Raw genomic sequence first — 25,797 nt, forward strand, 5'->3', positions numbered from 1 at the left:
CATGAACGCCAAGACCCAACCCCACGACCTGCCCGAAGGCGCCTGCCTCACCGCCAAGGTGCCCGACCGCGACGAAGCCCTGCTCGGCGACGTGGTGGTCAACCCGTATCGCCTGGCGCCGCTGACCGCGATCATCCGCGACGGCGGCCGCAGCCTTGGCGCCGCTCACGTTCGCGTGCTGGGGCGTGGCGAGCGCGGTATCGATATTGTCTACGACGTGTCCGACCGCTCGCTGTGGACCTACGGCGGCATTCCGGTGTTCGGCCTGTATCCGGACCACGTCAACCAGGTGGAGGTGAGCTACAAGCTCGAGGGTGAGCGCATTCGCGAGCGTTACGAGATCTACGCCCCGGCGGTGCGCCTGCCGGTGGTGGCAAAGCAGACTGCGGCGCTGCCCGAGGTCGAACCGGTCAAGGTCGCGCCCGGCTTCGAACAGCGCCTGTACCTGTTCAATCACCTGCTGGCAGACATCCCCGGTGGCCGGGCCTTCAAATGGAACGGTCTGGGCGGTGCCGCCGAGTGGGACTCGGTGGGCAACAACTGGATCGCCGACAGCAACGGCGATGTGCGCTGGTACCTCGATATCGAGCAGATCCACGATTCCAACCACCGCGACGGCCTGGGCGGAACCATGGGCTTCCACCAGACCCGCGACGGCAAGCTGATCTGGGGCCAGGGCCAGACCTATTCCAAGTACGACCTGCTTGGCCGGCGTATCTGGCAGCGCAACCTGCCGGACAAGTTCGCCGACTTCTCCCACGAGATCCGCGAGACGCCCAACGGCACCTACCTGTTGCGGGTCGGCACCAGCGACTACCGCCGCCCGGATGGCAAGCGCGTGCGCTCGATCCGCGACCATATCATCGAGGTCAACGAGGCCGGCGACGTGCTCGACTTCTGGGACCTGAACCAGATCCTCGACCCGTACCGCGGCGAGCTGCTGGAAACCCTGGGCAAGGCCGCGATCCAGCTGCCGGACGGCGTGCAGAAACAGGACGAGCGCCTGGCCAACGAGCTGGCCGAAGGCGACCTGCCGTTCGGCGACACTCCCGGCGTCGGTACCGGACGCAACTGGGCCCACGTCAACGCCATCGACTACGACGCCGATGACGACAGCATCATCGTTTCAGCACGGCACCAGGGCGTGGTGAAGATCGGTCGCGACAAGCAGGTGAAGTGGATTCTTGCTGCGCCTCAGGGCTGGCCGGCGCGCCTGCAGGACAAGGTGCTCAAACCCGTGGGCGAGGGCTTCGAATGGTCCTGGACCCAGCACACCGCCTGGCTGACCGGGCGCGGCACGCTGACCGTGTTCGACAACGGCTGGGGCCGGGACTTCGGCCCGACTAAGCTGGCGGGCAACTACAGCCGGGCGGTGGAGTACAGGATCGACGAGGCCAAGGGCACGGTCGAGCAGGTGTGGCAGTACGGCAAGGAGCGGGGTGACGAGTGGTACAGCCCGATCACCTCGGTGGTGGCGTATCGGGCCGATACCGATACCCAGTTCATCTATTCGGCTTCGGTGAACTTCCTCACGCCCGAGAAGCTGACGACCAGCGTGCTCAATGAAGTGCGTCGCGGCACCCAGGAGGTGGCGGTGGAGCTGAAAGTGCACAGCCGCCAGCCGGGCAGCGTGGGCTACCGGGCAGTGGTGATCGACCTCGACAAGGCGTTCTGATGGACTAACCTTCCAGGACCCTATCGCGGGGCAAGTCGCATCGGCGCACCGCCGATGCGACTTCCCCCGCGATGCATTTCCACTGATCTGAATTCCGACCACTCGTTCTTTTTTTCGAACAGCCTATTGTCCAACCCCCCAGCGCCCGCTTAGCATTCCGTTTGAGATTTCAAACGCTCGGCACCCAGGCGTCGAACACCCTGGTGCACGAATTCCTGACGGCCGCCCCCGCATCGAGGGCGCCTTTTCAACAATCAAAATTCGCAGTAAAGGGAAGCCGACATGCAGCTCAAAGACGCTCAGTTGTTCCGCCAGCAGGCCTTCATCAATGGTGAATGGCTGGATGCGGACAGCGGTCAGACCATCAAGGTGACCAACCCGGCCACCGGCGAAGTGATCGGCAGCGTGCCGAAGATGGGCGCCGCCGAAACCCGCCGCGCCATCGAGGCCGCCGACAAGGCGCTGCCGGCCTGGCGCGCACTGACCGCCAAAGAGCGTGCCGGCAAGCTGCGCCGCTGGTTCGAGCTGATGATCGAGCACCAGGACGACCTGGCCCGCCTGATGACCACCGAGCAGGGCAAGCCACTGGCCGAAGCCAAGGGCGAAATCGCCTATGCCGCCTCGTTCATCGAGTGGTTCGCCGAAGAAGCCAAGCGTGTCTACGGCGACGTCATCCCAGGCCACCAGCCGGACAAGCGCCTGATTGTCATCAAGCAGCCGATCGGCGTCACCGCCGCCATCACCCCGTGGAACTTCCCGGCCGCGATGATCACCCGCAAAGCCGGCCCGGCCCTGGCCGCCGGTTGCACGATGGTGCTCAAGCCCGCTTCGCAGACCCCGTACTCTGCCCTGGCCCTGGTCGAACTGGCCACCCGTGCCGGCATCCCGGCTGGCGTGCTGAGCGTGATCACCGGCAGCGCCGGCGAAGTCGGCTCCGAGCTGACCGGCAACTCCCTGGTGCGCAAGCTGTCCTTCACCGGCTCGACCGAAATTGGTCGCCAGTTGATGGAAGAGTGCGCCAAGGACATCAAGAAAGTTTCCCTGGAGCTGGGCGGCAACGCGCCGTTCATCGTGTTCGACGACGCCGACCTGGACAAGGCGGTCGAGGGCGCGATCATCTCCAAGTACCGCAACAACGGTCAGACCTGCGTCTGCGCCAACCGTATCTACGTGCAGGACGGTGTCTACGACGCCTTCGCCGAGAAGCTGAAAGCCGCCGTGGCCAAGCTGAAGATCGGCAACGGCCTGGAAGAAGGCACCACCACTGGCCCGCTGATCGACGGCAAGGCTGTCGCCAAGGTCCAGGAGCACATCGAGGACGCCGTCGCCAAGGGCGCCAAGGTGCTGTCCGGTGGCAAGCTCATCGAAGGCAACTTCTTCGAGCCGACCATCCTGGTCGACGTGCCGAAAACCGCCGCCGTCGCCAAGGAAGAGACCTTCGGCCCGCTGGCGCCGCTGTTCCGCTTCAAGGACGAGGCCGAAGTCATCGCCATGTCCAACGACACCGAGTTCGGCCTGGCCTCGTACTTCTATGCCCGTGACATGAGCCGCGTGTTCCGCGTCGCCGAGGCCCTGGAGTACGGCATGGTCGGCATCAACACCGGCCTGATCTCCAACGAAGTCGCGCCGTTTGGCGGCATCAAGGCGTCGGGCCTTGGCCGCGAAGGTTCCAAGTACGGCATCGAGGACTACCTCGAGATCAAATACCTGTGCATCAGCGTCTGATCGCCAGGTAAACGCTTTTACCTCTGCCAGCGGGGCGCGAGAGCGACGTCTCGCTGGCCTTTTTGACATAGCGGTACCCGGTGGCCAGGGCATGTGTGACAGTCGATCAACGAATACTGTGCACGCCTGCGTCCAGCCACCCCCGAATAAAAGCGCCGCAGAACCGGCGCAATTGAGGGCACTATGAGCAAGACCAACGAATCCCTGATGCAACGTCGTGTCGCCGCCGTCCCACGTGGCGTTGGCCAGATCCACCCGATCTTCGTCGATACCGCGAAGAACTCGACGGTGATCGACGTTGAAGGCCGCGAACTGATCGACTTCGCCGGCGGCATCGCTGTACTGAACACCGGCCACCTGCACCCGAAAGTGGTCGCGGCCGTGCAAGAGCAGCTGACCAAGGTCAGCCACACCTGCTTCCAGGTGCTGGCCTACGAGCCGTACGTCGAGCTGTGCGAAAAGATCAACAAGCTGGTGCCTGGCAACTTCGACAAGAAGACCCTGCTGGTCACCACTGGCTCCGAAGCCGTTGAAAACGCCGTGAAGATCGCCCGTGCCGCCACCGGCCGTGCTGGCGTGATCGCCTTCACTGGCGGCTATCATGGCCGCACCATGATGACCCTGGGCCTGACCGGCAAGGTCGTGCCGTACTCCGCCGGCATGGGCCTGATGCCAGGCGGCATCTTCCGCGCCCTGTTCCCGAGCGAGCTGCACGGTATCAGCGTTGACGACGCCATCGCCTCGGTCGAGCGCATCTTCAAGAACGACGCCGAGCCGCGTGACATCGCCGCGATCATCCTCGAGCCGGTACAAGGCGAAGGCGGCTTCCTGCCTGCGCCGAAAGAGCTGATGCAGCGCCTGCGTGCCCTGTGCGACCAGCACGGCATCCTGCTGATCGCCGACGAAGTGCAGACCGGCGCCGGCCGTACCGGTACCTTCTTCGCCATGGAGCAGATGGGCGTCGCGCCTGACCTCACCACCTTCGCCAAGTCGATCGCCGGCGGCTTCCCGCTGGCCGGTGTGTGCGGCAAGGCCGAGTACATGGACGCCATCGCCCCAGGCGGCCTGGGCGGCACCTACGCCGGTTCGCCAATCGCTTGCGCCGCAGCCCTGGCGGTGATCGAAGTGTTCGAGGAAGAGCAGCTGCTGGATCGCAGCAAGGCCGTTGGCGAGCGCCTGACCGCCGGCCTGCGTGAAATCCAGAAGAAGCACCCGATCATCGGCGATGTCCGTGGCCTGGGTTCGATGATTGCCGTGGAAGTCTTCGAGAAAGGCACCCACACCCCGAACGCCGCCGCCGTTGCCCAGGTTGTCGCCAAGGCTCGCGACAAGGGCTTGATCCTGCTGTCCTGCGGCACCTACGGCAACGTCCTGCGTATCCTGGTACCGCTGACCGCAGAAGATGCCCTGCTGGATAAAGGCCTGGCGATCATCGAAGAGTGCTTCGCCGAACTGGCCTGAAATATGTGACACGTTTCAGAAAAAAACCCGCCTCGGCGGGTTTTTTTATGCCGTTCGCCGGCTTCAGGCGCTAAGGTTGTAGGAGGATTCCGTGGAAGCTGCGATGGATCGCGCGTCATTTCTGGAGACTCGCTCATGAGCGCTGCCGACCCCGTTGCCCCTTGTGTCTTGATCGCCGAGGGTGACCCTTGGGTACGCGACATGCTCAGCGAAATGCTGCTCAGTGTGCGCTGTGACGCCCGCCTGCAGGTCTGTGCCGATGGCTCCCAGGCCCTGAGCGCGCTGGCGGCCAAGCCTGACCTGATCATCGCCGCCCGTGAGCTTTCCGGCCTCGATGGCCTGGACCTGCTGCGCAAGGTGCGCGCCAGGGGCGACAAGCCCGGCCTGCCGTTCATCCTGATGAGCAACCGCACCGACAGCGCCAGTGTGCGCGAGGCGCTGCCGTTGCACCCCACCGCCTACCTGAGCAAGCCGCTCGACCTGGATAACCTGCGCAAGCGTCTGGAAAACCTGCTGCTGGAGGTGGGCGAGCAGATCGCCTGCCCGGTGCCACCGCTGCAGCCCGGCGTGCAACTGCCGGCCTACCTCGAGCAACGCCGCGCCACTGCCGATGGCGGCCCACTGTTCGCCGATGTGCAGGTGGCGGTCAAGCGCGCCCTCAACCCAAATGGCTTGAACCTCAAGGTACTCGAGGAAGAGGTACGCAACGACCCGCAGATTACCGGCGTGCTCATCGCTGCCGCCAACAGCGCCGCGCTGCATCGCGAAGCGCCGGTGCAGACCTTGCTGCAGGCGCTGAACAAGCTTGGCAGCACCCAGAGCATGAACCTGATCCTCGGGCTAACGCTCAAGCGCAGCGCGCGGTTGAGCGACCCCTTGTTGGCGCGGCATGCCGCGCACTACTGGAATCTGTCGCTGCATGCCGCCGACTACGCACGCACCTTGGCGCGCACCCTCGAAGTGGACGAAGGGCGCTGTTACTGCGCGGGTTTGTTGCATTGCCTGGGCGACCTGGCGGTGCTGCGCACCTTGCAGGAGTGGCGACTGGCCGGTGGCGAGTTGGACGAGGACCAGGTGGAGCTATCGCTCAACGAGTTCGGCGCACCGTTCGGCTCGGCACTGCGCACCCGCTGGCGCTTGCCGCTCGACCTGCGCGAGCTGATCGCCGCGGTGTATCAGCTCGGTGGCGGCGTCTACTCCCGGGAGATCCTGGCGATGAACCTGGCCGGGCAACTGTCGCGACTCAGGCCCAGCGAGGGGCTGGAGAAGATCGCCAGCAGCAAGACGGCGCGGTTGCTCAAGCTGGGGTTGCCGGAGTTGTCGCGGCTGCGCAAGGTGGACCCGGAGGCGCTGGCACGGGAGGAGGCTGAGCATCAGGTGGCGGAAACTGCTGCGAGCGAGCCGCAGGTTGCCCCGGTTATTGCGCCGGCTACTGATGCAGCCCCGGCCGAAGATGAGGAGCGCCAGGCTTGATCAGTGCACCGCCGGGATTGCATCAGGCTTGGGAGCATTCCTACAGATATTGCGGACGGTAGTTCGTATCCAGAGAAGTCCTTCAGGCGTAGCTTTCCCTCCACTCCAACAACGGGATGGCAGGAAGGTTGCGGCTGAAGATGAGTACGTACAGACACCGTGGTCTGCGCTATCAGGTCTTTCGATCGCAAGCGCGAAAGCTGGCCTAGGAAGCATTCTGCAAGAGCCAACGTGTGCCCAGACCTGGGCTTGACGTCGACAAGGTATGTTTCGAACCTATTGGTCACACGGCTTTCGAGGCTTTTCAGGGCTGGGGCGAGCAGACCCACCACTTTCCTTGGGAGGAGGTGCCGCGATGGACGGACTTCGACCTCAAAGGCTTCGACCTGTCGTTGTGGTCTGCGCGAGAGCTCTGTGGGCTCTGCTATGCCAGCCCCCGGCGAAGCAGGCGCTGCATCAAGATCATCCTGCTGGAGGGCAAGCCGGGCCCGGAGAACCCATTGAGGGGGCTGGTGGCGTCACTGTCGTTGTTGGCGGTTGCAGAGTACGCAAGGATGCTCAAGTACTCGCGAATTGAGGTTCAACAGCCGGACCCGGGGGCCGAGCCCCTGTACCAGTCGCTTGGCTTCGCTCGCGATCCGGGCGGAAGTCTCGTGATATCCGTTGCGGCAATGAGCCCGCAACGTACTTTCCACATCTCGGAGGTGCCTGTGAGCTATTCGAAAGATTCCAAGAGGGCTGCACTGATCAAGCGCTACACAGCCCAGGCTATCGCTCTGGCGGGTGAAATCACCGATCAGCAACGACATTTTCTCGAAGTTGGCTTCAAGGAAGGTCTGGAGAAAGAGCCAGAGGGGATACTGGCTGGGCCACGTAGCGGGCCGATCGATTATGAATGGAGTGTCTCAGCCGCGAAGTGACCCGCTTCAGCCTTTCACTATCTGGTTCTTGCCCTGGCGCTTGGCACGGTACATGGCCGCATCCGCCCGGGCGAACAGGTTGTCGAGCGTTTCATCCTCATCTTGCAGCCCGGTCAGCCCCTGGCTTACGGTAACTCCGTAGGTCTGCTCTCCATGGCTGAAACTCAACCGCTGGATTTCCCGCTGCAACCGCTCGGCAATCTGTTCGGCCACCTGCGCGGTGCAGCCGGGGAACACGGCGGCGAATTCCTCTCCCCCTATGCGCCCGAACTGATCGCCACGCCGTAGCACGGCCTTGCCACTGTCGGCGATGCGCTGCAGCACCTGGTCGCCTTCCTGGTGACCATAGCTGTCGTTGATGTGCTTGAAGTCGTCGATGTCCAACAGCAGGAAGGCCATCGGCGTGCCGTCCTCGCGGGCGCTGTCGAAGGCCTGCTGGGCGCACTCGAAGAAATGCCTGCGATTGCTGCTCTGGGTGAGCACGTCGGTGGTGGCCAGGCGCTGCAACTCACCTTCGAGCTGTTTTTTCTCGGTGATGTCCTCGGCGATGCCGACGATGATCACCCGCTGGTCGCCTTCACGCTGCTGGTTGATATAGCACTTGTCGCTGAGCCAGCGCACCTCGCCGGCGGCGTTGAGGATGCGGTACTCGCGGTCCTCGACGGTGCCCTTGACCAGCACCTGGGCCAGGCTGCGCTCGGCGTACTCCAGGTCGTCCGGGTAGATGGCGTCGCGCCATTCGTTGTAGTCGGCCAGCACCAGGCTGGCCGGGCGGCCGAAGATGCGTTCGTAGGCGGGGCTGACGTAGAGCACCTGACGGGTTTCCCAGTCGAAGGCCCAGAGCACGGCGTTGACGCTGTCGAGCAGCGAGCTGTACAGCTGCTCGCGTTCGCTCAGGCGGGCCACTTCGCCTTGAGCGTGCAGCAGCGCCAGCAGGGTTTGAGCAGCTTCGGGGCGCGGGGTGCCGGTAGAGGTGGGTGGGAGATCTTTGGCCATGAGCACGGAACGGTTCTCGACGATGGGCGTGCGGCCACGGTCCGGCCCGCCACGCGGGCGATATGCCGGATTTGAGTCGATTGCAGGGGGGGAAGTTCCGGTCGGCACGCCCCTCTGCGGGGCATGCCGATCAACGGTGGCTCAGGCGCCGTTGGGGCGCAGCGAGTAGGTCTTGAGCTGGGCGGCGAAGTCACGCAGCGACTGGATGCCACTGGCCTCGGCCTCGTGTACCCAGTCCTTCATGGCGGCGAGCATGTCGTGGCCGTTGGCGCTGGTGCGCGCCCAGATCTGCTGTAGCGCCAGGCGCTTTTCGTAGATGGTCTTGAGAGCCTGGCTGTGGGCCAGCAGCGACTCGATGCGCACGTGGTGGCGATCCTGCAGCAGGCTGGTTTCCCGCGAGAGCAGACGCTTGGCGCGGCGGAAGCGGTGGCGTACCGAGGTGTCGACCTTGTCCAGCTCCTGCTTGACCAGCGGGCCGATCACCAGCTTGCGGTACTGGGCCATGATCTGGAAGCGGTTGTTGAGGATGGCCATGGCGGTGTCCATGTCCAGCGACGCCTTGCCTTCCACCCGATGGGCGATGGGCGCCACCCGTTGCACCTTGGCCAGGCGCAGCAGGCTCAGCAGGCGGATCCACATCCAGCCCATGTCGAACTCCCAGCGGCGTACCGAAAGCTTCGCCGAGTTGGGGTAGGTGTGATGGTTGTTGTGCAGCTCCTCGCCGCCAATGATGATGCCCCACGGCACCAGATTGGTGGCGGCGTCGCGGCATTCGAAGTTGCGATAGCCCACGGCATGGCCCAGACCGTTGACCACACCGGCGGCCCAGAACGGAATCCACATCATCTGGATCGCCCAGATGGTGATGCCGATGGTGCCGAACAGCAGCAGGTCGAGTACCGCCATCAGGGCGATGCCGCCGAGCTTGTAGCGGGTGTAGAGGTTGCGCTCGATCCAGTCGTCCGGGCAGTTCTTGCCGTAGATGCGCAGCGTTTCCTCGTTTTTCGCCTCTTCCCGGTACAGCTCGGCGCCCTTGCGCAGCACGGTGCCCAGGCCCTTGTGCACCGGGCTGTGCGGGTCGTCGGGGGTTTCGCACTTGGCGTGGTGCTTGCGGTGGATGGCGGTCCACTCGCGGGTGTTCTGCGCCGTGGTGAGCCACAGCCAGAAACGGAAGAAATGCTTGAGGCCCGCGTTCAGCTCCAGGGCGCGGTGGGCCGAGTAGCGGTGCAGGTAGATGGTGACGCTGACGATGGTCACATGGGTCATCAGCAGGGTGACGGCGACCAGTTGCCAGGCCGACAAGTCGAGCAGACCGTAATACCACATAACGGGAAATACCCTCGGAAAACAGGCGGAACAACGCAGGCATTATCCTTTGGCGGGGAAATAAAACCAGTCGCGCTTTTGGATAGGAAGTCACAGGGTGTTTCAGCCCCTATAATGCCCCTTCTTTTTTCATGGGCTCATTCACCCGACATGTCTGTTTCCGTTCGCGACGCCTTGCGCATGGCCGGGCTCTACGTGTTGCTTTCGATTCTCTGGCTGGTGCTGTCCGAGCTGGTCTTGCACGGCATGACCGAGGATCCGTTGGCCCTGGCCGTGGGGCGGCAGATCAATGTCGTGCTCTGGGTCTTGCTCAGTGCCGCGCTGATCTTCGTTTCACGTGCGCGCCTGCTCAACTTCATTGGTATCGGCGCGCGCCTGCGCAGCGATGACCGCGAGCGCCTGCGCATGGCTGCGGCGGTGTTCGACAGCACTCTGGAAGGGGTGCTGGTGACCGATCGCAACGGCCTGATCGTGCACGTCAACCGGGCATTCATGCGCATTACCGGCTACCAGCAGGAAGAAGTCATCGGCCAACGTCCGAGCAAGTTCAAGTCAGGGCGGCATGGAGCGCCGTTCTACCAGCAGATCTATGCCGCGCTGGCGGAGCAGGGCGAATGGAGCGGGGAAATCTGGAATCGCCGTAAAAGCGGGGAAATCTACCCGCAATGGCAGACGATCTGCGCCATTCGTGACGACAGTGGTGAGCTTAGCCATTACGTCGCAGTGTTCAGCGACATCAGCGTGATCAAGCACACCGAACAGGAGCTGGCCTATCTCGTTCACCACGATCCGCTGACCGGTCTGCCCAACCGCCTGCTGTTCAATGATCGCGCCATGCAGGCGATGGCCGCGGCGCAGGCCAACAAGCGCGGCTGCGCCTTGCTGCTGCTCGACCTCGATCACTTCCAGAGCATCAACGACGGCCTCGGCCACACCATTGGCGACCAACTGCTCAAGCTGGTCGGCGAACGTCTGCGCGAGGTGCTGGGCAATGGTGTGACCCTGGCGCGCCTGGGGGGAGACGAGTTCGGCGTGCTGGCCGAGAGCTGTCAGCAGGTCGGCCAGGCAGGCAAGTTGGCGCAATCGATCATCGAGCGCTTGAAAGAACCGTTCTGTTTCGAGGGCAACCGCCTGTTCATCAGTGCCAGCATCGGCATCAGCCTGTTCCCCAACGATGCACTGAGCGCCGAGCAGCTGCTGCGCAACGCCGATTCGGCGCTGTTCAAGGCCAAGAGCAATGGCCGCGCCTGCTACGCGCTGTACACCGAGGAGCTTACCGCCCATGCCCAGCAGCGGGTCGAGACCGCCGGCGAATTGCGTCGGGCGCTCGAACAGCAGGAGCTGCGGGTGTTCTTCCAGCCGGTGCACGACCTGTTCACCGCCCGGATGATCGGCGTCGAGGCGCTGGTGCGCTGGCAGCATCCCGTGCGTGGCCTGGTTCCCCCCGGGGAGTTCATCCCCATCGCCGAGCGTACCGGGCTGATTGCCGAAATCGACGCCTGGGTGCTGCACCAAGCGTGTCGGCAGATGGTGCAGTGGCAGGCCGAAGGGCGGCAGCTGGCGTTCGTGGCGGTGAACATCTCCAGTCGCCTGTTCAGCCAGCGTGACCTGTACCGCCAGGTGGCCGATGCGCTGCATGATACCGGGCTGGATCCGTCGCTGCTCGAGCTCGAAGTGACAGAGAGCGCGGTGATGGAAGACCCCGAGGTCGCCCTGGAACAGCTGCATCGCCTGCGCGAGCTGGGCGTGACCTTGGCCATCGACGATTTCGGTACAGGTTATTCGTCATTGCTGCGGCTCAAACGCATGCCCGTGCAAAAGCTGAAGATCGACCAGGGCTTCGTGGCAGGCCTGCCCCACGATGAAGACGACATTGCCATCGTGCGGGTGATCATCGCCCTGGCGCGAAGCATGGGCATGCAGGTGCATGCCGAAGGGGTGGAGCAGGCCGAGCAGGCGCGGTTCCTGCTGGAACAGCAGTGCCAGCTGGGGCAGGGGTACTGGTTCGGGCGGCCGGTGCCGGCGGCGGAGCTGCACTGGGGCTGACACCGCATCGCGGGGCAAGCCCGCGATGGGCTCAACGCTTGTTCAAACCTTTGGCCAAACGGTCCCCACCCAGCTGGATCACCGCCACCAGCGCCACCAGCATCACGATCACGGTCAGCATGATCTGGCTGTCGAAGCGCTGGTAGCCGTAGCGGTAGGCAATATCGCCCAAACCCCCGGCACCGATCGCCCCGGCCATGGCCGAGGAGTTGATCAGCGTCACCAGGGTGATGGTGAACCCGCCGACGATCCCCGGCAGTGCCTCGGGCAGCAGCACGTGCCAGACGATGTGCCAGCGCCGGCAGCCCATGGCCTGTGCCGCTTCAATCAGGCCGTGGTCCACCTCGCGCAGGCTGACCTCGGCGATGCGCGCGAAGAACGGCGTGGCGGCAATTGTCAGCGGCACCACGGCGGCCCACACGCCATAGGTGGTGCCGACCACCAGGCGGGTAAAGGGGATCAGCGCGACCATCAGGATCAGGAACGGGATCGAGCGGAACAGGTTGACGATGGCACCCAGCACCCGGTTCAGCGCGGCGGCCTCGAAGATCCCGCCCTTGTCGCTGGTGACCAGCAGCACTGCCATCGGTACCCCGACGACCAGCGCGACCAGCGAGGACACGCCGACCATCAGCAGGGTGTCGAGCAAGCCTTGCAGCAGGCGATCAATCCACATGGCCGAGTACCTCCACATCCACGGCCCAGCGACGGGCGCGTTCGAGCAACTGGCGGGTGTCCAGCGGCGAGCCGCGCACTGCCAGGATCAGTTGCCCCAAGGCATGCTCGCCGATGGTCTCGACGCCGCCCTGGAGCAGCCGCACGCGTCCGCCCAGATCGCTGAACAGGGCGCTCAGTTCCGGCTCGCCCACCAGGTCGAGCTTGAGCACCACGGCCGCGTCGCGGCTGCCCGGCTGGCTGCGTAGACTGGCCTGCAAGGTGGCCGGCAGCTTGGTCTGCAGCGGTGCGAGCAGGGTGCGGGTGACGTCGTGGCGCGGTGTGCCGAACACTTGCCAGACCTCGCCCTGTTCGACGATCTCGCCCCGCTCGAGCACCACCACGCGCTGGCAGATATCGCGGATCACCGCCATTTCGTGGGTGATCAGCACCACGGTCAGGCCCAGGCGTTGGTTGATGTCGCGCAGCAGCTCGAGGATCGAGGCAGTGGTTTCCGGGTCCAGCGCGGAGGTGGCTTCGTCGCACAGCAGGATCTCGGGGTCATGCACCAGCGCCCGGGCGATGCCGACGCGCTGCTTTTGCCCGCCGGACAGCTGCGCGGGGTAGACATGGTGCTTTTCCGCAAGGCCCACCAGCTCCAGCAGCTCGCGTACCTTGCGCTGGCGCTCGGCCTTGGCCACGCCGGCAACCTTCAGCGGCAGCTCGACGTTCTGCCACACGGTCTTGGCCGACATCAGGTTGAAGTGCTGGAAGATCATGCCGATGCGCCGGCGCAGGGCCACCAGGCGGTCCTCGTCGAACGGCGCGATATCCACCTGGTCGATCAGCACCCGGCCCTGGCTGGGCTGTTCCAGGCGGTTGATCGTGCGCAGCAGCGAAGACTTGCCGGCACCGCTGCGGCCGATGATGCCGAATATTTCGCCGCGGCGGATGTTCAGGTCGATGCCTTGCAGCGCTGGTTGGCCCTGGCCCGGATAGGTCTTGCCAAGGCCGATGAAGCGGATGTGCGCCTGGTTCACTTCCGGGCGCAGGGCCGTTTCCTCGGCCTTGCACGGTTCGGCGGGCGGGATGGGCGCCCTCAGGGCGCTGGCCTGGGCCATATCAGCCTTCCCAGCCGGCCTGGTAGAGCTTGCCATGGGCCTTGTCCAGGGCGGCGCGCACGACCGGCGAGTGTTGGTAGATATCGACGAACCTGGCCAGGCGCGGGTCGTTTTTCTCCTGTGGGCGGATAACGAACTGGATCACGTACTCCTTGTTCTCCAGGCCGTCGAACAGCAGCGCCGACGTAGCGTCAAAGGTGTTGGCCAGGCGGATATAGGCCGGGTAGCCCTGCACCAGGTCGGCGTCGTCATAGGCGCGCACCAGTTGCACCGCTTCCACCTGGAGAATTTTGATCTTCTTCGGGTTGGCGATGATGTCGTCCTCGGTGGCCTTGTAACCCACGCCCTGCTTGAGGGTGATCAGCCCGGCCTTGGCCAGCAGTTGCAGGCCACGGCCGCTGTTGATCGGGTCGTTGGCGATGGCCACGCTGGCGCCTTCGGGCAGCTCGGCAAAGCTTTTGTACTTTTTCGAGTACAGCCCGACGTTGTTGATGATCCCCGGTGCATAGGGGACCAGGTTGAAGCCGGCGGCGGCCTTGGCGTTTTCCAGGAAGGGGATGTGCTGGAAGTAGTTCACGTCGATGTCGCCGCTGTTGAGGCTGACATTCGGCGCGATCCAGTCGCTGAACTCGATCAGCTTCACCTCCAGGCCTTGTTTGTGGGCTTCTGCCACCGCCGCTTCCAACGGGATGGCGAAGGCGGCGGTGGTGCCGATCTTCAGTGGCTCCGCGGCGAAGGCGGCGGCGGACAGGCCGAGGCCCAGGGCGATGGCCGCGACGGGCCGGAACAGTTTTTCAAGCATGGTGCAGGGCTCCAGTCGGGGCAGGGGTGGGGGTGTTGCGGTAGGAGGATCCGGGATGGTCGGCGGGCAAGTGCGGATGGTCACTGGCGAACAGCTTCTCGCGCAGGGTGCCTTCGGCGTAGTCGGTCTTGTAGCGGCCACGGCGTTGCAGTTCGGGTACTACCAGGTCGATGAAGGCCTCGAAGCTTTCCGGGGTGACGGTGCGGGTCAGGTTGAAGCCGTCCAGGCCGGTGTCGTCGAGCCAGCCGATCAGTTGCTCGGCCACCTGCCCGGGGTCGCCGACCAGGGTCACGTAGCGGCCGCCCAAGGCGTGCTGCTCCAGCAGGCGGCGGCGAGTCCAGGCGCTGTCCTGCAATTGGCGGGTGGCGGACTGGATGGCATTGCCCTTGGCGAATCCGATGGGTTCGTCCAGTTCGTAGCGTGAGAAGTCGATACCGGTGGAACTGGCGAAATGCGCAACACCTGCCTCGGCGCTGGCGTAATTCAGGTACTCGGCGTGCAGGGCGTGGGCTTGGTCTTCAGTTGCGGCAACGATCACGGTGATGCCCATGAATACCTTGACCGCCTGCGGGTCGCGACCAGCGGCTTGCGCCGCTGCGCGCACCTTGTCGACCTGGGCGCGGGTGGCGGCCTTTTCCTGGCCGCTGATGAACACGCACTCGGCATGGTTGCCGGCAAAGGCCAAACCGCGCGCCGAACTGCCGGCCTGGAACAGTACCGGTGTGCGCTGCGGCGAAGGCTCGCACAGGTGATAGCCCTCGACCTTGTAGAACTCGCCCTGGTGCTCGACCTTGCGCACCCTGTCCGGCCGGGCATACACGCGTTGCGCGCGGTCGGCGACCACGGCATCGTCGGCCCAGCTGCCTTCGAGCAGCTTGTACAGCACCTGCAGGTATTCGTCGGCCTGGTCGTAGCGGCGGTCGTGCTCGGGTTGCTGTTCCAGCCCCATGGCCCGAGCTGCACTGTCGAGGTAGCCGGTGACGATGTTCCAGCCGACCCGGCCGTTGCTCAGGTGATCGAGAGTGGAGAGGCGCCGGGCAAACAGGTAAGGCGCTTCATAGGTCAGGTTGGCGGTGAGGCCGAAGCCCAGATGCCTGGTAACGGCGGCCATGGCCGAGACCAGCAGCAGCGGGTCGTTGACCGGCAACTGGATCGACTCCTTGAGCGTCACGTCCAGTGACTGGCCATAGACATCGTAGGTGCCGACGATATCGGCGATGAACAGCCCGTCGAACAGCCCCCGCTCCAGCAGGCGGGCAAGGTCGGTCCAGTAGTCGAGGGTCTTGTACTGGGTCGAAGTGTCCCGCGGGTGGGTCCACAAACCGTGGTTGATGTGCCCGATGCAGTTCATGTTGAAGGCATTGAGCAGGATCTGCTTGGCCATCAGATGGTCCCTCGGCGCGGCGGCTTCTCGTCGTTGAGGTAGTAGTTGCCGATGGCGTGGTACTTCCAGCGCACCGGGTCGTGCAGGGTGTGCACCCGGGCGTTGCGCCAGTGGCGGTCGAGGTTGTGCTCGGCCAGGGTGGCCTGGCTGCCGGCCAGCTCGAACAGGGTGGTGCCGGCGGCCAGGGAGATCTCGGTGCTGATCGCCCGGGCCTCGGCGACGGCAATCGAGGCGGCGGCCAGGGTCTCGGCGTTGCTGTCGGCCTGGGCGATGTCGAGGATTTCACCCGCGCGTTCGAGCAGGGCCTCGGTGGCATGCAGGCGGATTGCCAGTTGGCCGAAGCTCTTCAGGGTCAGTGGATCGTCGCTGGCCTTGTCGAGGCCAGAGTCGATCCACGGGCGGCTGCGGGTACGCACGAAGTGCAGGGCGTCCTCGTAGGCGGCGCGGGCGATACCGGTGTCGATCGCGGCATGGAGGATCTGCGCCAGCGGGCCGACCGTGGTCGGGCGCTCGAAGGCGCTCTGGAACGGCACCACGTCTTCGGCACGGACCGGCACATGGTTGAACACCACCGAGCCGCTGCCGGTGGTGCGCTGGCCGAAGCCGCTCCAGTCATCGATCACCTCGATGCCCTGGCTGTCGGCGGGCACGAAGGCCAGGTGCGATACGCCCTGCTCGTCGATCACCAGGGTCGGGATGCGCTGGGCGTAGATCGCGCCGGTGCAGTAGAACTTGCGGCCATCGATGCGGTAATGGTCGCCGTCGCGGCTCAGGCGGGTGGTGCGCTCGTGGGCGTTCTTCGTGCCGAGCTCGGCCAGGGCGTTGCCGAAGCGGCGGCCGGCGAGGACTTCGGCGTAGAGGCGGCGTTGCTGTTCGGGGCTGCCGTTCACCCGCAGCACTTCCAGGGCGTAGAAGTGGTTCTGCGGGATCTGCCCGAGCGAGGCGTCGGCCTGGGCGATGCGGGCGATGACCTTGGCCAGGGTGGCGCTGGACACGCCGGCGCCGCCAAAGGCCTTGGGCACGCTGATGCCCCACAGGCCGGACTGCACGAAACGTTCGAGTTCGGCATGCGGCAGACGGCGCTCGCGGTCGCGCAGGGCGCTGTCTTCGCGCAGGTAGTGGGCGAGTTCGTCGGCGACGGCCAGGGCCTGGGCGTCGGTGGTGATGATGGATGCAGTCATTTTGCTCTCCGGGCACTTTGGGCCGCCGTGCGGCCCTTTCGCCGGCAAGCCGGCTCCCACAGTGAGGCTTCACAGAAATCCTTGTGGGAGCCGGCTTGCCGGCGAAAGGGCTGCACCACAGCCCCTGGGCCGTGAATCAGATCCAGGAATGGCGGGCAGGCAGGGTGCCGTTGAGGTGATAGGCGCCGACGGCGTGGTATTTCCAGCGCACCGGGTCGTGCAAGGTGTGCACGCGGGCGTTGCGCCAGTGCCGGTCGAGGTTGAACTCGGCCAGGCTGGCGCGGCTGCCGGCCAGCTCGAACAGCTTCTCGCTGGCCTGCAGCGAAATCTCGGTAGTGAGCACCTTGGCTTCGGCCACGGCGATCGAGGCACGGGCCGCGGCGGCGGCACCGATCACGCCGGCGTTGACCTCGTCGAGCACCCTGGCGGCCTTGCGCAGCAGGGCCTCGGCGGCGTGCAGTTCGAGCTTCAGGCGGCCGATGTCGGCAATCACATAGGGGTCGTCGCTGTTGCGTTCGACCTTGGCCTCGATCCAGGGCCGGGACTTCTCCCGCACGAACTGGATCGTGTCCTCGATGGCCGCTTCGGCGATGCCGGCGTCGATGGCCGCCTGGATCAGCTGCGAGGCGGCGCCCTGGATGCTGGGCTCTTCACGCAGGCGCCAGTTGTCCAGCACCAGGTCGGCGTCCACCGGCACCTGGTCGAGCAGCACGGTGCCGCTGGCGGTGGTGCGCTGGCCGAAGCCGGACCAGTCGTCGACGATGCGCAGCCCCGGGCTGCCGCGACGGACGAAGGCCAGGCGTTGCCGGCCGTCATCGTCCAGGGCTTTTACCGCTACCCAGTGGGCGTACAGGGCGCCGGTGGAGTAGAACTTCTCGCCACTGATGCGATAGCCGTCGCCCTCGCGGGTAATGCGCGCCTTGAGTGTCAGGGTGTCCTTGGTCCCGCGCTCGGGGCCGGCATTGCCGATGCGCCAGCCGTCGAGCACGGCGCGGAAGATCGCTTCCTGCTGCGCCTGGGTGGCGGTAAGGCGCACCAGTTGCAGGATGCCGAACTGGTTCTGCGGAATCTGCCCCAGCGCCGGGTCGGCGGCACTGATCAGGCGGAACACTTCGGCGATGGTTTCGAACGAGACCTCGGGGCCGCCGAACGCCTTGGGCACGCTGATGCTGCCCAGGCCGCTGCGGGTGAACTGTTCGATCTCGGCCCATGGCAGCTTGCGCTGCTGGTCACGTTTGGCGGCCTGCTGGCGGGCCACCTCGGCCAGTTCGCGGGCGGCCTGCAGGGCCTCTTCGTCGTTGCGCAGCACCTTGGCCGGCAGCAGCAGCGGCGAGCTGTCGTGATCGCTGTGGAATCGGGTAGTTGGTTGGCTGGACATCAGTACCGCTCCTTGGCTGCACTCAATGCCCTGGCGTTATGCACTGGGGTGATTGTGATCCTGACCATTCCTAACCTCACAAAGTTGAAAGCGTCGCCTCAGCTGATGGCGACAGACGTTTGCTGGTCCGGTGGTCCGGTTGATATACCCTATTCGTTTATAAAAAGTTTATGAACTACCGTTTAGGAATATGAATAGAAGAACTGCGGGGTCGGCCCTGTCACTGTGAGCCAGCGACAGGGCAGAAAGGTCAGCGCTGAACCGTTACCACCAGCTTGCCCGCTGCCTGGCGTTGCCCCAGACGTTCGATCGCGGCGCCGCCCTCGGCCAGCGCGTAGGTCTGCGACACCAGCGGTTTCAGCTTGCCCTCGGCATGCCAGGCGAACAGCTGGCGGAAGTTGGCGGCGTTGTCCTCCGGCTGGCGCTGGGCAAAGGCGCCCCAGAACACCCCGACCACCGCCGCGCCCTTGAGCAGCGCCAGGTTCACCGGCAACTGCGGGATCGTCCCGCTGGCGAACCCCACCACCAGCAACCGGCCGTTCCACGCCAGCCCGCGCACAGCCTGATCGAACAACTCGCCACCGACCGGATCGTAGATCACATCCACGCCCTGACCGCCGGTCAGGCGCTTGATCTCGTCCTTGAGGCTGGCCTGGCTGTAGTCGACCAGCTCGTCGGCGCCAGCCGCCTTGGCAATCGCCAGCTTCTCGGCACTGCTGGCCGCCGCAATCACCCGTGCCCCGAGGGCCTTGCCGATTTCCACCGCCGCGAGGCCGACGCCACCCGAGGCGCCGAGCACCAGCAGGGTTTCACCGGCCTTGAGCTGACCGCGCTGGATGAGGGCGTGCATCGAGGTGCCGTAGGTCATGCCGAACGCGGCGGCAGTGGTGAAGTCCATATCCGCCGGCATCGGCAGCACGTTGTAGAACGGTACCGCCACTTGCTCGGCGAAAGCGCCCCAGCCGGTCAGGGCCATGACCCGGTCGCCAACCTTGAACGCGCCGGCCTTCTCGCCGACCGCGGCTACCACGCCGGCGGCTTCCGCCCCCGGTGAGAACGGCAACGGTGGCTTGAACTGGTACTTGCCCTCGATGATCAGGGTGTCGGGGAAGTTGACCCCTGCGGCGTGCACGTCGAGGAGGATCTCGTTCTTCTTCGGCACGGGGCTGGCGACCTCTTCCAGGACCAGGTCCCGCGCCGGGCCCAGGGCTTTGCACAACAAGGCTTTCATCAGGGCTATTCCTTTGCGTGTGGTGGCCGATAAGTGTAGGAGGGCCGCCCCGAGGGTCAACGAGCATGGTCGGCCCTGATGAGCCGGCATAAGCCCGGGCTTGGGTTTGGCCGGCGCGCTGGGTAAGCTGGCGGCAACTGTAATGAGGAGCGAATTCGTGAAAGCGTGGATCTTGATGGTGCTGGCCCTGATGCTGCCGGCGGCGGCCATGGCCGAGGAAAAGGAAGGCGAGCCCAAGGTCGCCTATATCAGCCTCAGCCCGCCCTTCGTTGGCAACTACGCCCTCGACGGCGGCCCCAAGCTGCGCGTGTACAAGGCCGACGTCGCCCTGCGCGTGACCGGGGATGCCGCCGCCACGGCGGTCAAGCACCACGAACCGCTGATCCGCAACCAGCTGGTGGCGCTGTTCACCCAGCAGGGCTTGGACAACATGAGCAACGTCGAGGCCAAGGAAAAGCTCCGCCAGGAAGCCCTGAAACAGGTGCAGCAGGTGATGGAGTCCGAAGAGGGCAAGCCGATCGTCGAGGACCTGCTGTTCAACAACCTGATCGTGCAGTGATCAGGCGGCGAGGCTGCGGCGAAAGCGCGCCAGGGCCACGCCGAAGAATATCAGGCCAATCGCGGCCAGCGCCGCGACGTCCGGCCAGACCACGCTCAGTCCGGCGTCGCGGAACAGGATCGCCGCGCCGAGGCTGACGAAATGGGTCGAGGGCGAGCCCTGCATGACCCACTGCAGCCACTGCGGCATGCTGTCCAGCGGCGTGCTGCCTCCCGACAGCAGCAGCATCGGGATGATCACCGGGATCGCCAGCAGGCCGAACTGTGGTGTCGAGCGCGCCAGGGTGGCGAGGAAGATGCCCAGTGCCGTGCTGGCGAACAGGTACAGCGCAGTCACCCCCAGGAACAGCCCCATGGAGCCCGCCAGCGGCACGCCCAGGGCGCCCTTGACCACCACTTCCAGCGAAATCCAGGTACAGGCCACCACCACCAGGGCGTTGCTGGCGATCTTCGCCAGCATGATTTCCAGCGCCGTCAGCGGCAACACCAGCAGGTGGTCGAGAGTGCCGTGCTCGCGTTCGCGCAGTAACGCGGTGCCCGTGAGGATGATGGCCAGGATGGTGATGTTGTTGACGATCTGGATCACCGCCAGGAACCAGCCGCCTTCGAGGTTGGGGTTGAACAGCGCCTTGGGATTGAGCAGTGCCGGGCTGCTGGTGCTGCGGCCTGCGTACTCCAGCAGCTCGCGTTCGAAGATCCGCCCGATGTAGCCGGCGCCCATGAATGCCTGGCTCATGGCCGTGGCATCGACGTTGACCTGCAGCTCCGGCGAACGCCCGGCCAGCAGGTCGGCCTGGAAGTTCACCGGCACGTTGATCACGAAGGTGTACTGGCCGCTGTCCATGGCCTGGTCAAGGCGATCCGCCGGCAGTGCCACGGCGGGCTGGAACTCGGGCGGTTGCAGCGACTCGGCGAGCTTGCGCGAGATGGCGCCGTGGTCTTCGTCGACCACTGCGACACTGGCGTTGTGCACGCCGATCACCGAGCCTGCGGCGGGCATGTAGATCGCCACGCTGAAGGCGTACAGCAGGAACAGCAGCAACACGCTGTCATGGCGCAAGCTGGTGAGTTCCTTCAGGCCCAGGCGCAAGGTGTGGGAGAGCCGGCTCATCTCAGGCCTCCTGCTTTTTCAGCATGATCAGGCTCAGCCCGGTGAAGGCGGCGAAGAAGCCCAGCAGCGCCAGGCACTGCGGCCACAGTTCGCGCAGGCCCAGGGCCTTGGTGAAAGTACCGACGGCGATGTCGAGGAAGTAGCCGGCCGGGAACAGCTGGCCCATCAGCGCCGCCGCGCCGTCCAGCGACGAGCGCGGAACGATCAGGCCGGAGAACTGGATGGTCGGCAGGCTGGTGATGATCAGGGTGCCGAGGATCGCCGCGATCTGCGTGCGGGTGAACGCCGAGATCAGCAGGCCCAGGCTGGTGGTCGCCAGCAGGTAGGCCAGGCCGCCGCAGGCCAGGGCCAGCGGGCTGCCCTTGAGCGGCACGCCGAACAGCCAGCGGTTCATCGCCACCAGCAGCGCCAGGTTGACCAGGCTCACCGCGAGGTAGGGCGCCTGCTTGCCGAGCAGGAACTCCAGGCGGGTCAGGGGCGTGGCGTAGAAGTTGGTGATCGAGCCCAGTTCCTTTTCCCGCACGATGCCCAGCGCGGTCAGCATGGCCGGGATGAAGGCCAGAATCAGCGCCATGACGCCGGGGCCGATGGCGTTCACGCTGACCACGTCCTGGTTGTAGCGAAAGCGTGATTCCAGGCGTACCGGCTGCTGGCGCGAGACAGGGTTCGGTCCGAGGGCCGCGAGCTGTTCGAGGTTGGCCTGGTGCACGGCTTCGACATAGTTGCGGCTGGTTTCGGCGCGAAACGGCATGCCACCGTCAAGCCAGGCCGCAACCACCGGCTGGCGCCCGGCATGCAGATCGCGGCCAAAGCCTGGCGGGATCTCCAGGGCCAGCTTGATCTCCGAGCGCTGCAAGCGCTGGTGCAGCTGGCGGGCATCGCGGATCGGCGGCCGCTCGGCGAAGTAGCGTGAGCCACGGAAGGCCTCCAGGTAGGCGCGGCTCTGCGGGCTCTGGTCCTGGTCGTACACGGCGAAGGCGAGGTTTTCCACATCCAGCGAGATGCCATAGCCGAAGATCACCATCATGAACAATGCCCCTGCCAGGGCGAAGGCCAGGCGCACCTTGTCGCGCAGCAGCTCTTTGCCTTCGCGACTGGCGACGGCCAGCAGGCGGCGCGGGCTGAAAGCCTGGCGCAGCATCGGCGGGGTGGTCGCTGCCTGCTCCAAGGCGTTGTCGGCCTGAGCCGGGGCCGGTGCGTCCTGGGCCTGCTCCAGGCAGGTCACAAAGGCGTCTTCCAAGGTCGCGCCGTGGAACTGGCGCTGCAGTGCCTGGGGTGTGTCGCAGGCCAGTACGCGGCCGGCGTGCATCAGCGAGATGCGGTCGCAGCGCAGGGCCTCGTTCATGAAGTGGGTGGACAGGAAGATGGTCACGCCCTGTTCGCGGGACAACTCCACCAGCAGCCGCCAGAAATCGTCGCGGGCCGCCGGATCCACGCCCGAGGTCGGTTCATCGAGGATCAGCACTTCCGGGCGGTGCAGCACTGCCACGGCCAGCGACAGGCGCTGACGCAGGCCCAGTGGCAGGGCGCCGGAAGGCTGCTCGGCGATGTTGCCAAGGTCGAAGCGCTCGATGAGTTCGGCGATGCGCGGCGCACTGTCTGCCTTGGCCAGGTCGAACAGACGAGCGTGCAGCTCGAGGTTCTGCCGGGCGCTCAGCTCGCCGTACAGGGAATAACTCTGGGACATGAAACCGACCCGCTTGCGCGTGGCCAGGTCACCGGCATCCACCGGGCGCCCGAGCAGGCTGGCGCTGCCTTCGCTGGCCGGCATCAGGCCGGTGAGCACCTTCATGGTGGTGGTCTTGCCGCAGCCGTTGGAACCGAGGAAGCCGAAAATCTCGCCGCGGCCGATGGCGAAGCTGACCTTGTTGACCGCGGTGAAGTCGCCGAAGCGCAAGGTCAGGTCGTGGGCTTCGATGGCGATCGGCCCATCATCGACCTGGCGTGGCGGAATCCGCAGCGGCTCAGGCTGCTCGCGGCCGGCTCCCTGGAAGTGGGTAAAGGCATCATCGAGCTTGCCACTGGGCGTGGCCGCGGCCAGCTCACGGCTCAGGCCCGCAGCCAGCAGGCGACCGGCATCAAGCATCAGGCAGTGCTCGAACTGCTCGGCTTCCTCCATGTAGGCGGTGGCCACCAGCAGGGTCAGCTGCGGACGCTGGGCGCGCACCTGTTCGACCAGTTCCCAGAAGCGCCGCCGCGACAGCGGGTCGACGCCGGTGGTCGGCTCGTCGAGGATCAGCAGGTCCGGCTCGTGGATCAGCGCGCAGCACAATCCCAGCTTCTGCTTCATGCCGCCCGACAGCTTGCCAGCCGGGCGCTCGGCGAAACGTTCGAGGTCGGTGGCGCGCAGCAGGCTGGCCATGCGTTGCTCGCATTCGGCGCGGCCGAGGCCGAACAGGGTGGCGAAGAAGCGGATGTTCTCGCGGATCGACAGCTCCGGGTACAGGTTGTTGCCCAAGCCCTGGGGCATGAATGCGACCTTGGGGTACAGCGCGGTGCGGTGGCGGCGTTGGCGGATCGAACCGCCGAGCACCTGCAACTCACCCTGTTGCAGGCGCTTGACCCCGGCAATCAGCCCGAGCAGGGTCGACTTGCCGGCGCCATCCGGGCCGATCAGGCCGCAGCGGGTGCCGGCCGGCAGGCTGAATGCGAGGGGGTGCAGGGCCTGCAGATCGCCATAGCGGTGGCTGACACCGTCGGCCTGCAGCGCTGTCGCCGCGTTCATTGCAGGTTGGCCGGCCAGCCCACGTCGGCGGTACGGACGTACCCGGCGCCGGGCATGCCCGGCTTGGCCTGGGGCACGGCGCTCGGCTCGGTCAGACGCAGCTTGACCCGGAACACCAGCTTTTGCCGCTCGTCACGGGTCTCGACCTGTTTCGGCGTGAACTGCGCCTTGGCCGCGACAAAGGCGATCTTCGCCGGCAGGGCCTGCTCGGGCAGGGCGTCGAGCACGATCCGCGCCTGGTCGCCCACGGTCAGCCGGCCGGTGGTGGCGGCGGGCAGGTAGAGGTTCATGTACTGGTCGCTGGGGTCGATCAGCATCAGCACCCGGCCACCGGCACCGAGCACCTCGCCGGGCTCGGCCAGGCGCAGCTGGATGATGCCGTCGATGGGGGCGCGCAGGCTGCTGTCGTCGATCTCGCTGGTGAGCTGGGCCACCTGTGCCTCGGCGGCGCCGATGGCGGCCTTGATTGCCGCCAGCTGGGCGCGGGCGGCGACCACGGCTGAGGTGGCGGTGTCGTAGCGTGCCTGTTGCTGGTCGAGCAGTTGCTGGCTGGCGAACTTGCGTTGGTAGATCTCGCGAACGCGCTTGAGCTCCTGGCTGGCCAGCAGCAGTTCGCTCTGGCGCAGCTGCACGCTGGCCTGGGCGGCGGCGTAGTTCTCGCGGGCGCGCATCACCTCGGCCTCGGCCTGGCTGCGCTGGGCTTCCATGGTGCGGGTGTCGATGCGCGCCAGCAGTTGGCCGCGGGAGACCTTGTCGCCTTCATCGACCAGCACCTCGGCCAGGCGCCCGGGGACCTTGCTGGCGATCTGTACTTCGGTGGATTCGAGGCGCCCGTTGCCCATGCTCAGGCCTTCGGGCAGGCGGTCGTGAAGGGACTTCCAGTAACCCAGCCCGCCTGCCGCCAGCAACAGCAATACAAGGGCGGAGGCGAAGATTCTGGGGGCTTTTCGATTCATCGGTCTGCATCCTGCGGCTTGCACGCCTTATCCTGGCGCGACGCGCATCCTGGCGCGTTGATATTGATCAAACCCCTGACAATAGACGCACAATCAGCTCAGCGCGAGGATCGCGGCCCATTGTTCGGCGGTCACCGGCATCACCGACAGGCGGCTGCCCTTTTGCACCAGTGGCAGTTCCTCCAGTGCCGCCTGCTGCTTGAGCAGGCCCAGGCCGAGTACCTGGCGGAAGGTCTGCACATGCTCGACATCCACCGCGTTCCACGGGTTCTTCTCGGCGCTGGCCTTGGCGTCGTGGTAGTGGCTTTGCGGGTCGAGGGCAGTCGGGTCCGGGTAGGCCGCGGCGCTGATCCGGGCAATGCCAGCGATCCCTGGTTGCGGGCAGCTGGAGTGATAGAAGAAGAACTCGTCGCCTACGCTCATGGCCCGGAGGAAATTGCGCGCCTGGTAGTTGCGTACTCCGTCCCAACGGGCGCTGCCCAGGCGTGCCAAGGCTTCGATGGAGAGCTCGTCGGGCTCGGATTTCATCAGCCAGTAGGCCATGGATGCTGCTCCTGAAAGAGTTTGAAATAACTCGTTGCATGAAACCGACAGTCGGTTGGCGTCAACGTTTGCCTAGCGACTCATGTTGTCGGAAAATGCGCCGATTTTAAGCTATACGCTCCGGCAGCCATCAAGAAAGCCGCCGAGCCTGGACAGTTGTTCTTGGGGGGCAATCAATGAAACAACGTAAACCGGACCTGCTCTGGATCCTGGCCTTCATCTTCGGCCTGGGCGTGGTCACCACCGGTTACGCGCAAGGTTTGTGGGAGCGCAAGCTCGATGCCGCCTATCAGCAGGCGCCCGTCGATCCGGCGCAGCAACAGCACCGCTGATCGCGGGTTCATTTCGCCGCCAGGTACCAACCACGGTCTGACACCGTGCCTTGCAACGGTACATCCCAGCTTGCCTGGTTGAGCCGCTCCACCTTCTGGCATTCATGCGCCAGCCCCAGCAGCAATGGTTTTTTCCAGGCCTTGCGCCGGCCCTGGTAGGCCAGACTGCGGTCATAGAAGCCCCCGCCCATGCCCAGGC

The 25,797-nt window shown here is 65.4% G+C and carries 22 protein-coding genes; 8 read left to right on the forward strand and 14 right to left on the reverse strand.

Going from position 1 to position 25,797, the window contains the following annotated elements; translation table 11 throughout:
- Window position 1 precedes the first annotated feature (1 nt).
- From AC3WL2_RS03975 to AC3WL2_RS03995, 5 genes are all read left to right on the forward strand, one after another.
- A complete protein-coding gene (locus AC3WL2_RS03975) occupies window positions 2-1,675 on the forward strand; it encodes an aryl-sulfate sulfotransferase (protein ID WP_102683491.1) in 1,674 nt (557 codons plus the stop codon).
- A 282-nt stretch (window positions 1,676-1,957) separates the two neighbouring features.
- A complete protein-coding gene (gene gabD / locus AC3WL2_RS03980; protein ID WP_046853707.1) occupies window positions 1,958-3,400 on the forward strand; it encodes an NADP-dependent succinate-semialdehyde dehydrogenase in 1,443 nt (480 codons plus the stop codon).
- A gap of 183 nt (window positions 3,401-3,583) precedes the next feature.
- Complete coding sequence (gabT, locus tag AC3WL2_RS03985; protein WP_102683490.1) at window positions 3,584-4,861, forward strand: 4-aminobutyrate--2-oxoglutarate transaminase; 1,278 nt, start codon at window positions 3,584-3,586, stop codon at window positions 4,859-4,861.
- Between the two features lie 135 nt (window positions 4,862-4,996).
- Window positions 4,997-6,334, forward strand: a complete 1,338-nt coding sequence (locus AC3WL2_RS03990; protein WP_256582478.1) for a response regulator — start codon at window positions 4,997-4,999, stop codon at window positions 6,332-6,334.
- A 233-nt stretch (window positions 6,335-6,567) separates the two neighbouring features.
- Entirely contained in the window at window positions 6,568-7,254 is a 687-nt protein-coding gene (locus AC3WL2_RS03995; RefSeq protein ID WP_219730451.1) for a hypothetical protein, read from the forward strand.
- A 6-nt stretch (window positions 7,255-7,260) separates the two neighbouring features.
- Here the strand turns inward: AC3WL2_RS03995 and AC3WL2_RS04000 are convergent, their stop codons facing one another.
- The gene (locus AC3WL2_RS04000; RefSeq protein ID WP_046857663.1) at window positions 7,261-8,250 is read right to left on the reverse strand and encodes a GGDEF domain-containing protein; all 990 of its coding nucleotides are present in this window, start codon (window positions 8,248-8,250) and stop codon (window positions 7,261-7,263) included.
- A gap of 141 nt (window positions 8,251-8,391) precedes the next feature.
- A complete protein-coding gene (gene desA / locus AC3WL2_RS04005; protein WP_102683489.1) occupies window positions 8,392-9,576 on the reverse strand; it encodes a delta-9 fatty acid desaturase DesA in 1,185 nt (394 codons plus the stop codon).
- 150 nt (window positions 9,577-9,726) lie between these two features.
- Here desA and dibA point away from each other — a divergent pair, with 150 nt between their 5' ends.
- Window positions 9,727-11,622 (forward strand): phosphodiesterase DibA, encoded by a 1,896-nt coding sequence (gene dibA, locus AC3WL2_RS04010; protein WP_102683488.1) that lies wholly within the window; start codon window positions 9,727-9,729, stop codon window positions 11,620-11,622.
- Between the two features lie 31 nt (window positions 11,623-11,653).
- Here the strand turns inward: dibA and AC3WL2_RS04015 are convergent, their stop codons facing one another.
- The 7 genes from AC3WL2_RS04015 to AC3WL2_RS04045 all read right to left on the reverse strand — a co-directional run bounded on the left by AC3WL2_RS04015 (window position 11,654) and on the right by AC3WL2_RS04045 (window position 19,373).
- A complete protein-coding gene (locus tag AC3WL2_RS04015; RefSeq protein ID WP_023632119.1) occupies window positions 11,654-12,298 on the reverse strand; it encodes a methionine ABC transporter permease in 645 nt (214 codons plus the stop codon).
- A complete protein-coding gene (locus tag AC3WL2_RS04020) occupies window positions 12,288-13,397 on the reverse strand; it encodes a methionine ABC transporter ATP-binding protein (protein ID WP_102683487.1) in 1,110 nt (369 codons plus the stop codon). The genes AC3WL2_RS04015 and AC3WL2_RS04020 overlap by 11 nt, the downstream gene beginning before the upstream one ends.
- 1 nt (window position 13,398) lies before the next feature.
- The gene (locus AC3WL2_RS04025) at window positions 13,399-14,199 is read right to left on the reverse strand and encodes a MetQ/NlpA family ABC transporter substrate-binding protein (protein ID WP_102683486.1); all 801 of its coding nucleotides are present in this window, start codon (window positions 14,197-14,199) and stop codon (window positions 13,399-13,401) included.
- On the reverse strand, window positions 14,192-15,583 hold the full coding sequence (locus tag AC3WL2_RS04030) for an LLM class flavin-dependent oxidoreductase (RefSeq protein WP_102683485.1): 1,392 nt from the start codon (window positions 15,581-15,583) through the stop codon (window positions 14,192-14,194). The genes AC3WL2_RS04025 and AC3WL2_RS04030 overlap by 8 nt, the downstream gene beginning before the upstream one ends.
- Window positions 15,583-16,764 (reverse strand): SfnB family sulfur acquisition oxidoreductase, encoded by a 1,182-nt coding sequence (locus AC3WL2_RS04035; protein WP_102683484.1) that lies wholly within the window; start codon window positions 16,762-16,764, stop codon window positions 15,583-15,585. Before AC3WL2_RS04035 ends, AC3WL2_RS04030 begins: the two co-directional genes overlap by 1 nt.
- Window positions 16,765-16,900: 136 nt before the next feature.
- A complete protein-coding gene (locus tag AC3WL2_RS04040; RefSeq protein WP_102683483.1) occupies window positions 16,901-18,142 on the reverse strand; it encodes an SfnB family sulfur acquisition oxidoreductase in 1,242 nt (413 codons plus the stop codon).
- Window positions 18,143-18,392: 250 nt separating this feature from the next.
- Window positions 18,393-19,373, reverse strand: coding sequence for an NADPH:quinone oxidoreductase family protein (locus AC3WL2_RS04045; protein ID WP_102683482.1), 981 nt, complete (start codon window positions 19,371-19,373; stop codon window positions 18,393-18,395).
- Between the two features lie 157 nt (window positions 19,374-19,530).
- Here AC3WL2_RS04045 and AC3WL2_RS04050 point away from each other — a divergent pair, with 157 nt between their 5' ends.
- Window positions 19,531-19,932 (forward strand): flagellar basal body-associated protein FliL, encoded by a 402-nt coding sequence (locus AC3WL2_RS04050; RefSeq protein ID WP_102683481.1) that lies wholly within the window; start codon window positions 19,531-19,533, stop codon window positions 19,930-19,932.
- Here AC3WL2_RS04050 and AC3WL2_RS04055 read toward each other — a convergent pair whose 3' ends face one another.
- The 4 genes from AC3WL2_RS04055 to AC3WL2_RS04070 form a co-directional block, all read right to left on the reverse strand.
- Complete coding sequence (locus AC3WL2_RS04055) at window positions 19,933-21,042, reverse strand: ABC transporter permease (RefSeq protein WP_102683480.1); 1,110 nt, start codon at window positions 21,040-21,042, stop codon at window positions 19,933-19,935. It abuts the gene before it with no gap.
- A 1-nt stretch (window position 21,043) separates the two neighbouring features.
- On the reverse strand, window positions 21,044-23,767 hold the full coding sequence (rbbA, locus tag AC3WL2_RS04060; protein ID WP_102683479.1) for a ribosome-associated ATPase/putative transporter RbbA: 2,724 nt from the start codon (window positions 23,765-23,767) through the stop codon (window positions 21,044-21,046).
- On the reverse strand, window positions 23,764-24,723 hold the full coding sequence (locus tag AC3WL2_RS04065; protein ID WP_102683478.1) for an HlyD family secretion protein: 960 nt from the start codon (window positions 24,721-24,723) through the stop codon (window positions 23,764-23,766). The genes rbbA and AC3WL2_RS04065 overlap by 4 nt, the downstream gene beginning before the upstream one ends.
- A gap of 93 nt (window positions 24,724-24,816) precedes the next feature.
- Window positions 24,817-25,266, reverse strand: coding sequence for an EVE domain-containing protein (locus AC3WL2_RS04070; RefSeq protein WP_102683477.1), 450 nt, complete (start codon window positions 25,264-25,266; stop codon window positions 24,817-24,819).
- A 176-nt stretch (window positions 25,267-25,442) separates the two neighbouring features.
- On the opposite strand from AC3WL2_RS04070, the gene AC3WL2_RS04075 reads away from it, so the two are divergent.
- On the forward strand, window positions 25,443-25,598 hold the full coding sequence (locus AC3WL2_RS04075) for a hypothetical protein (protein ID WP_011536298.1): 156 nt from the start codon (window positions 25,443-25,445) through the stop codon (window positions 25,596-25,598).
- A gap of 8 nt (window positions 25,599-25,606) precedes the next feature.
- Here AC3WL2_RS04075 and AC3WL2_RS04080 read toward each other — a convergent pair.
- A partial coding sequence (locus AC3WL2_RS04080; RefSeq protein ID WP_305887787.1) for a 5-formyltetrahydrofolate cyclo-ligase occupies window positions 25,607-25,797 on the reverse strand: 191 nt, incomplete at its 5' end.

The organism is Pseudomonas sp. FW305-96 (assembly GCF_058783825.1).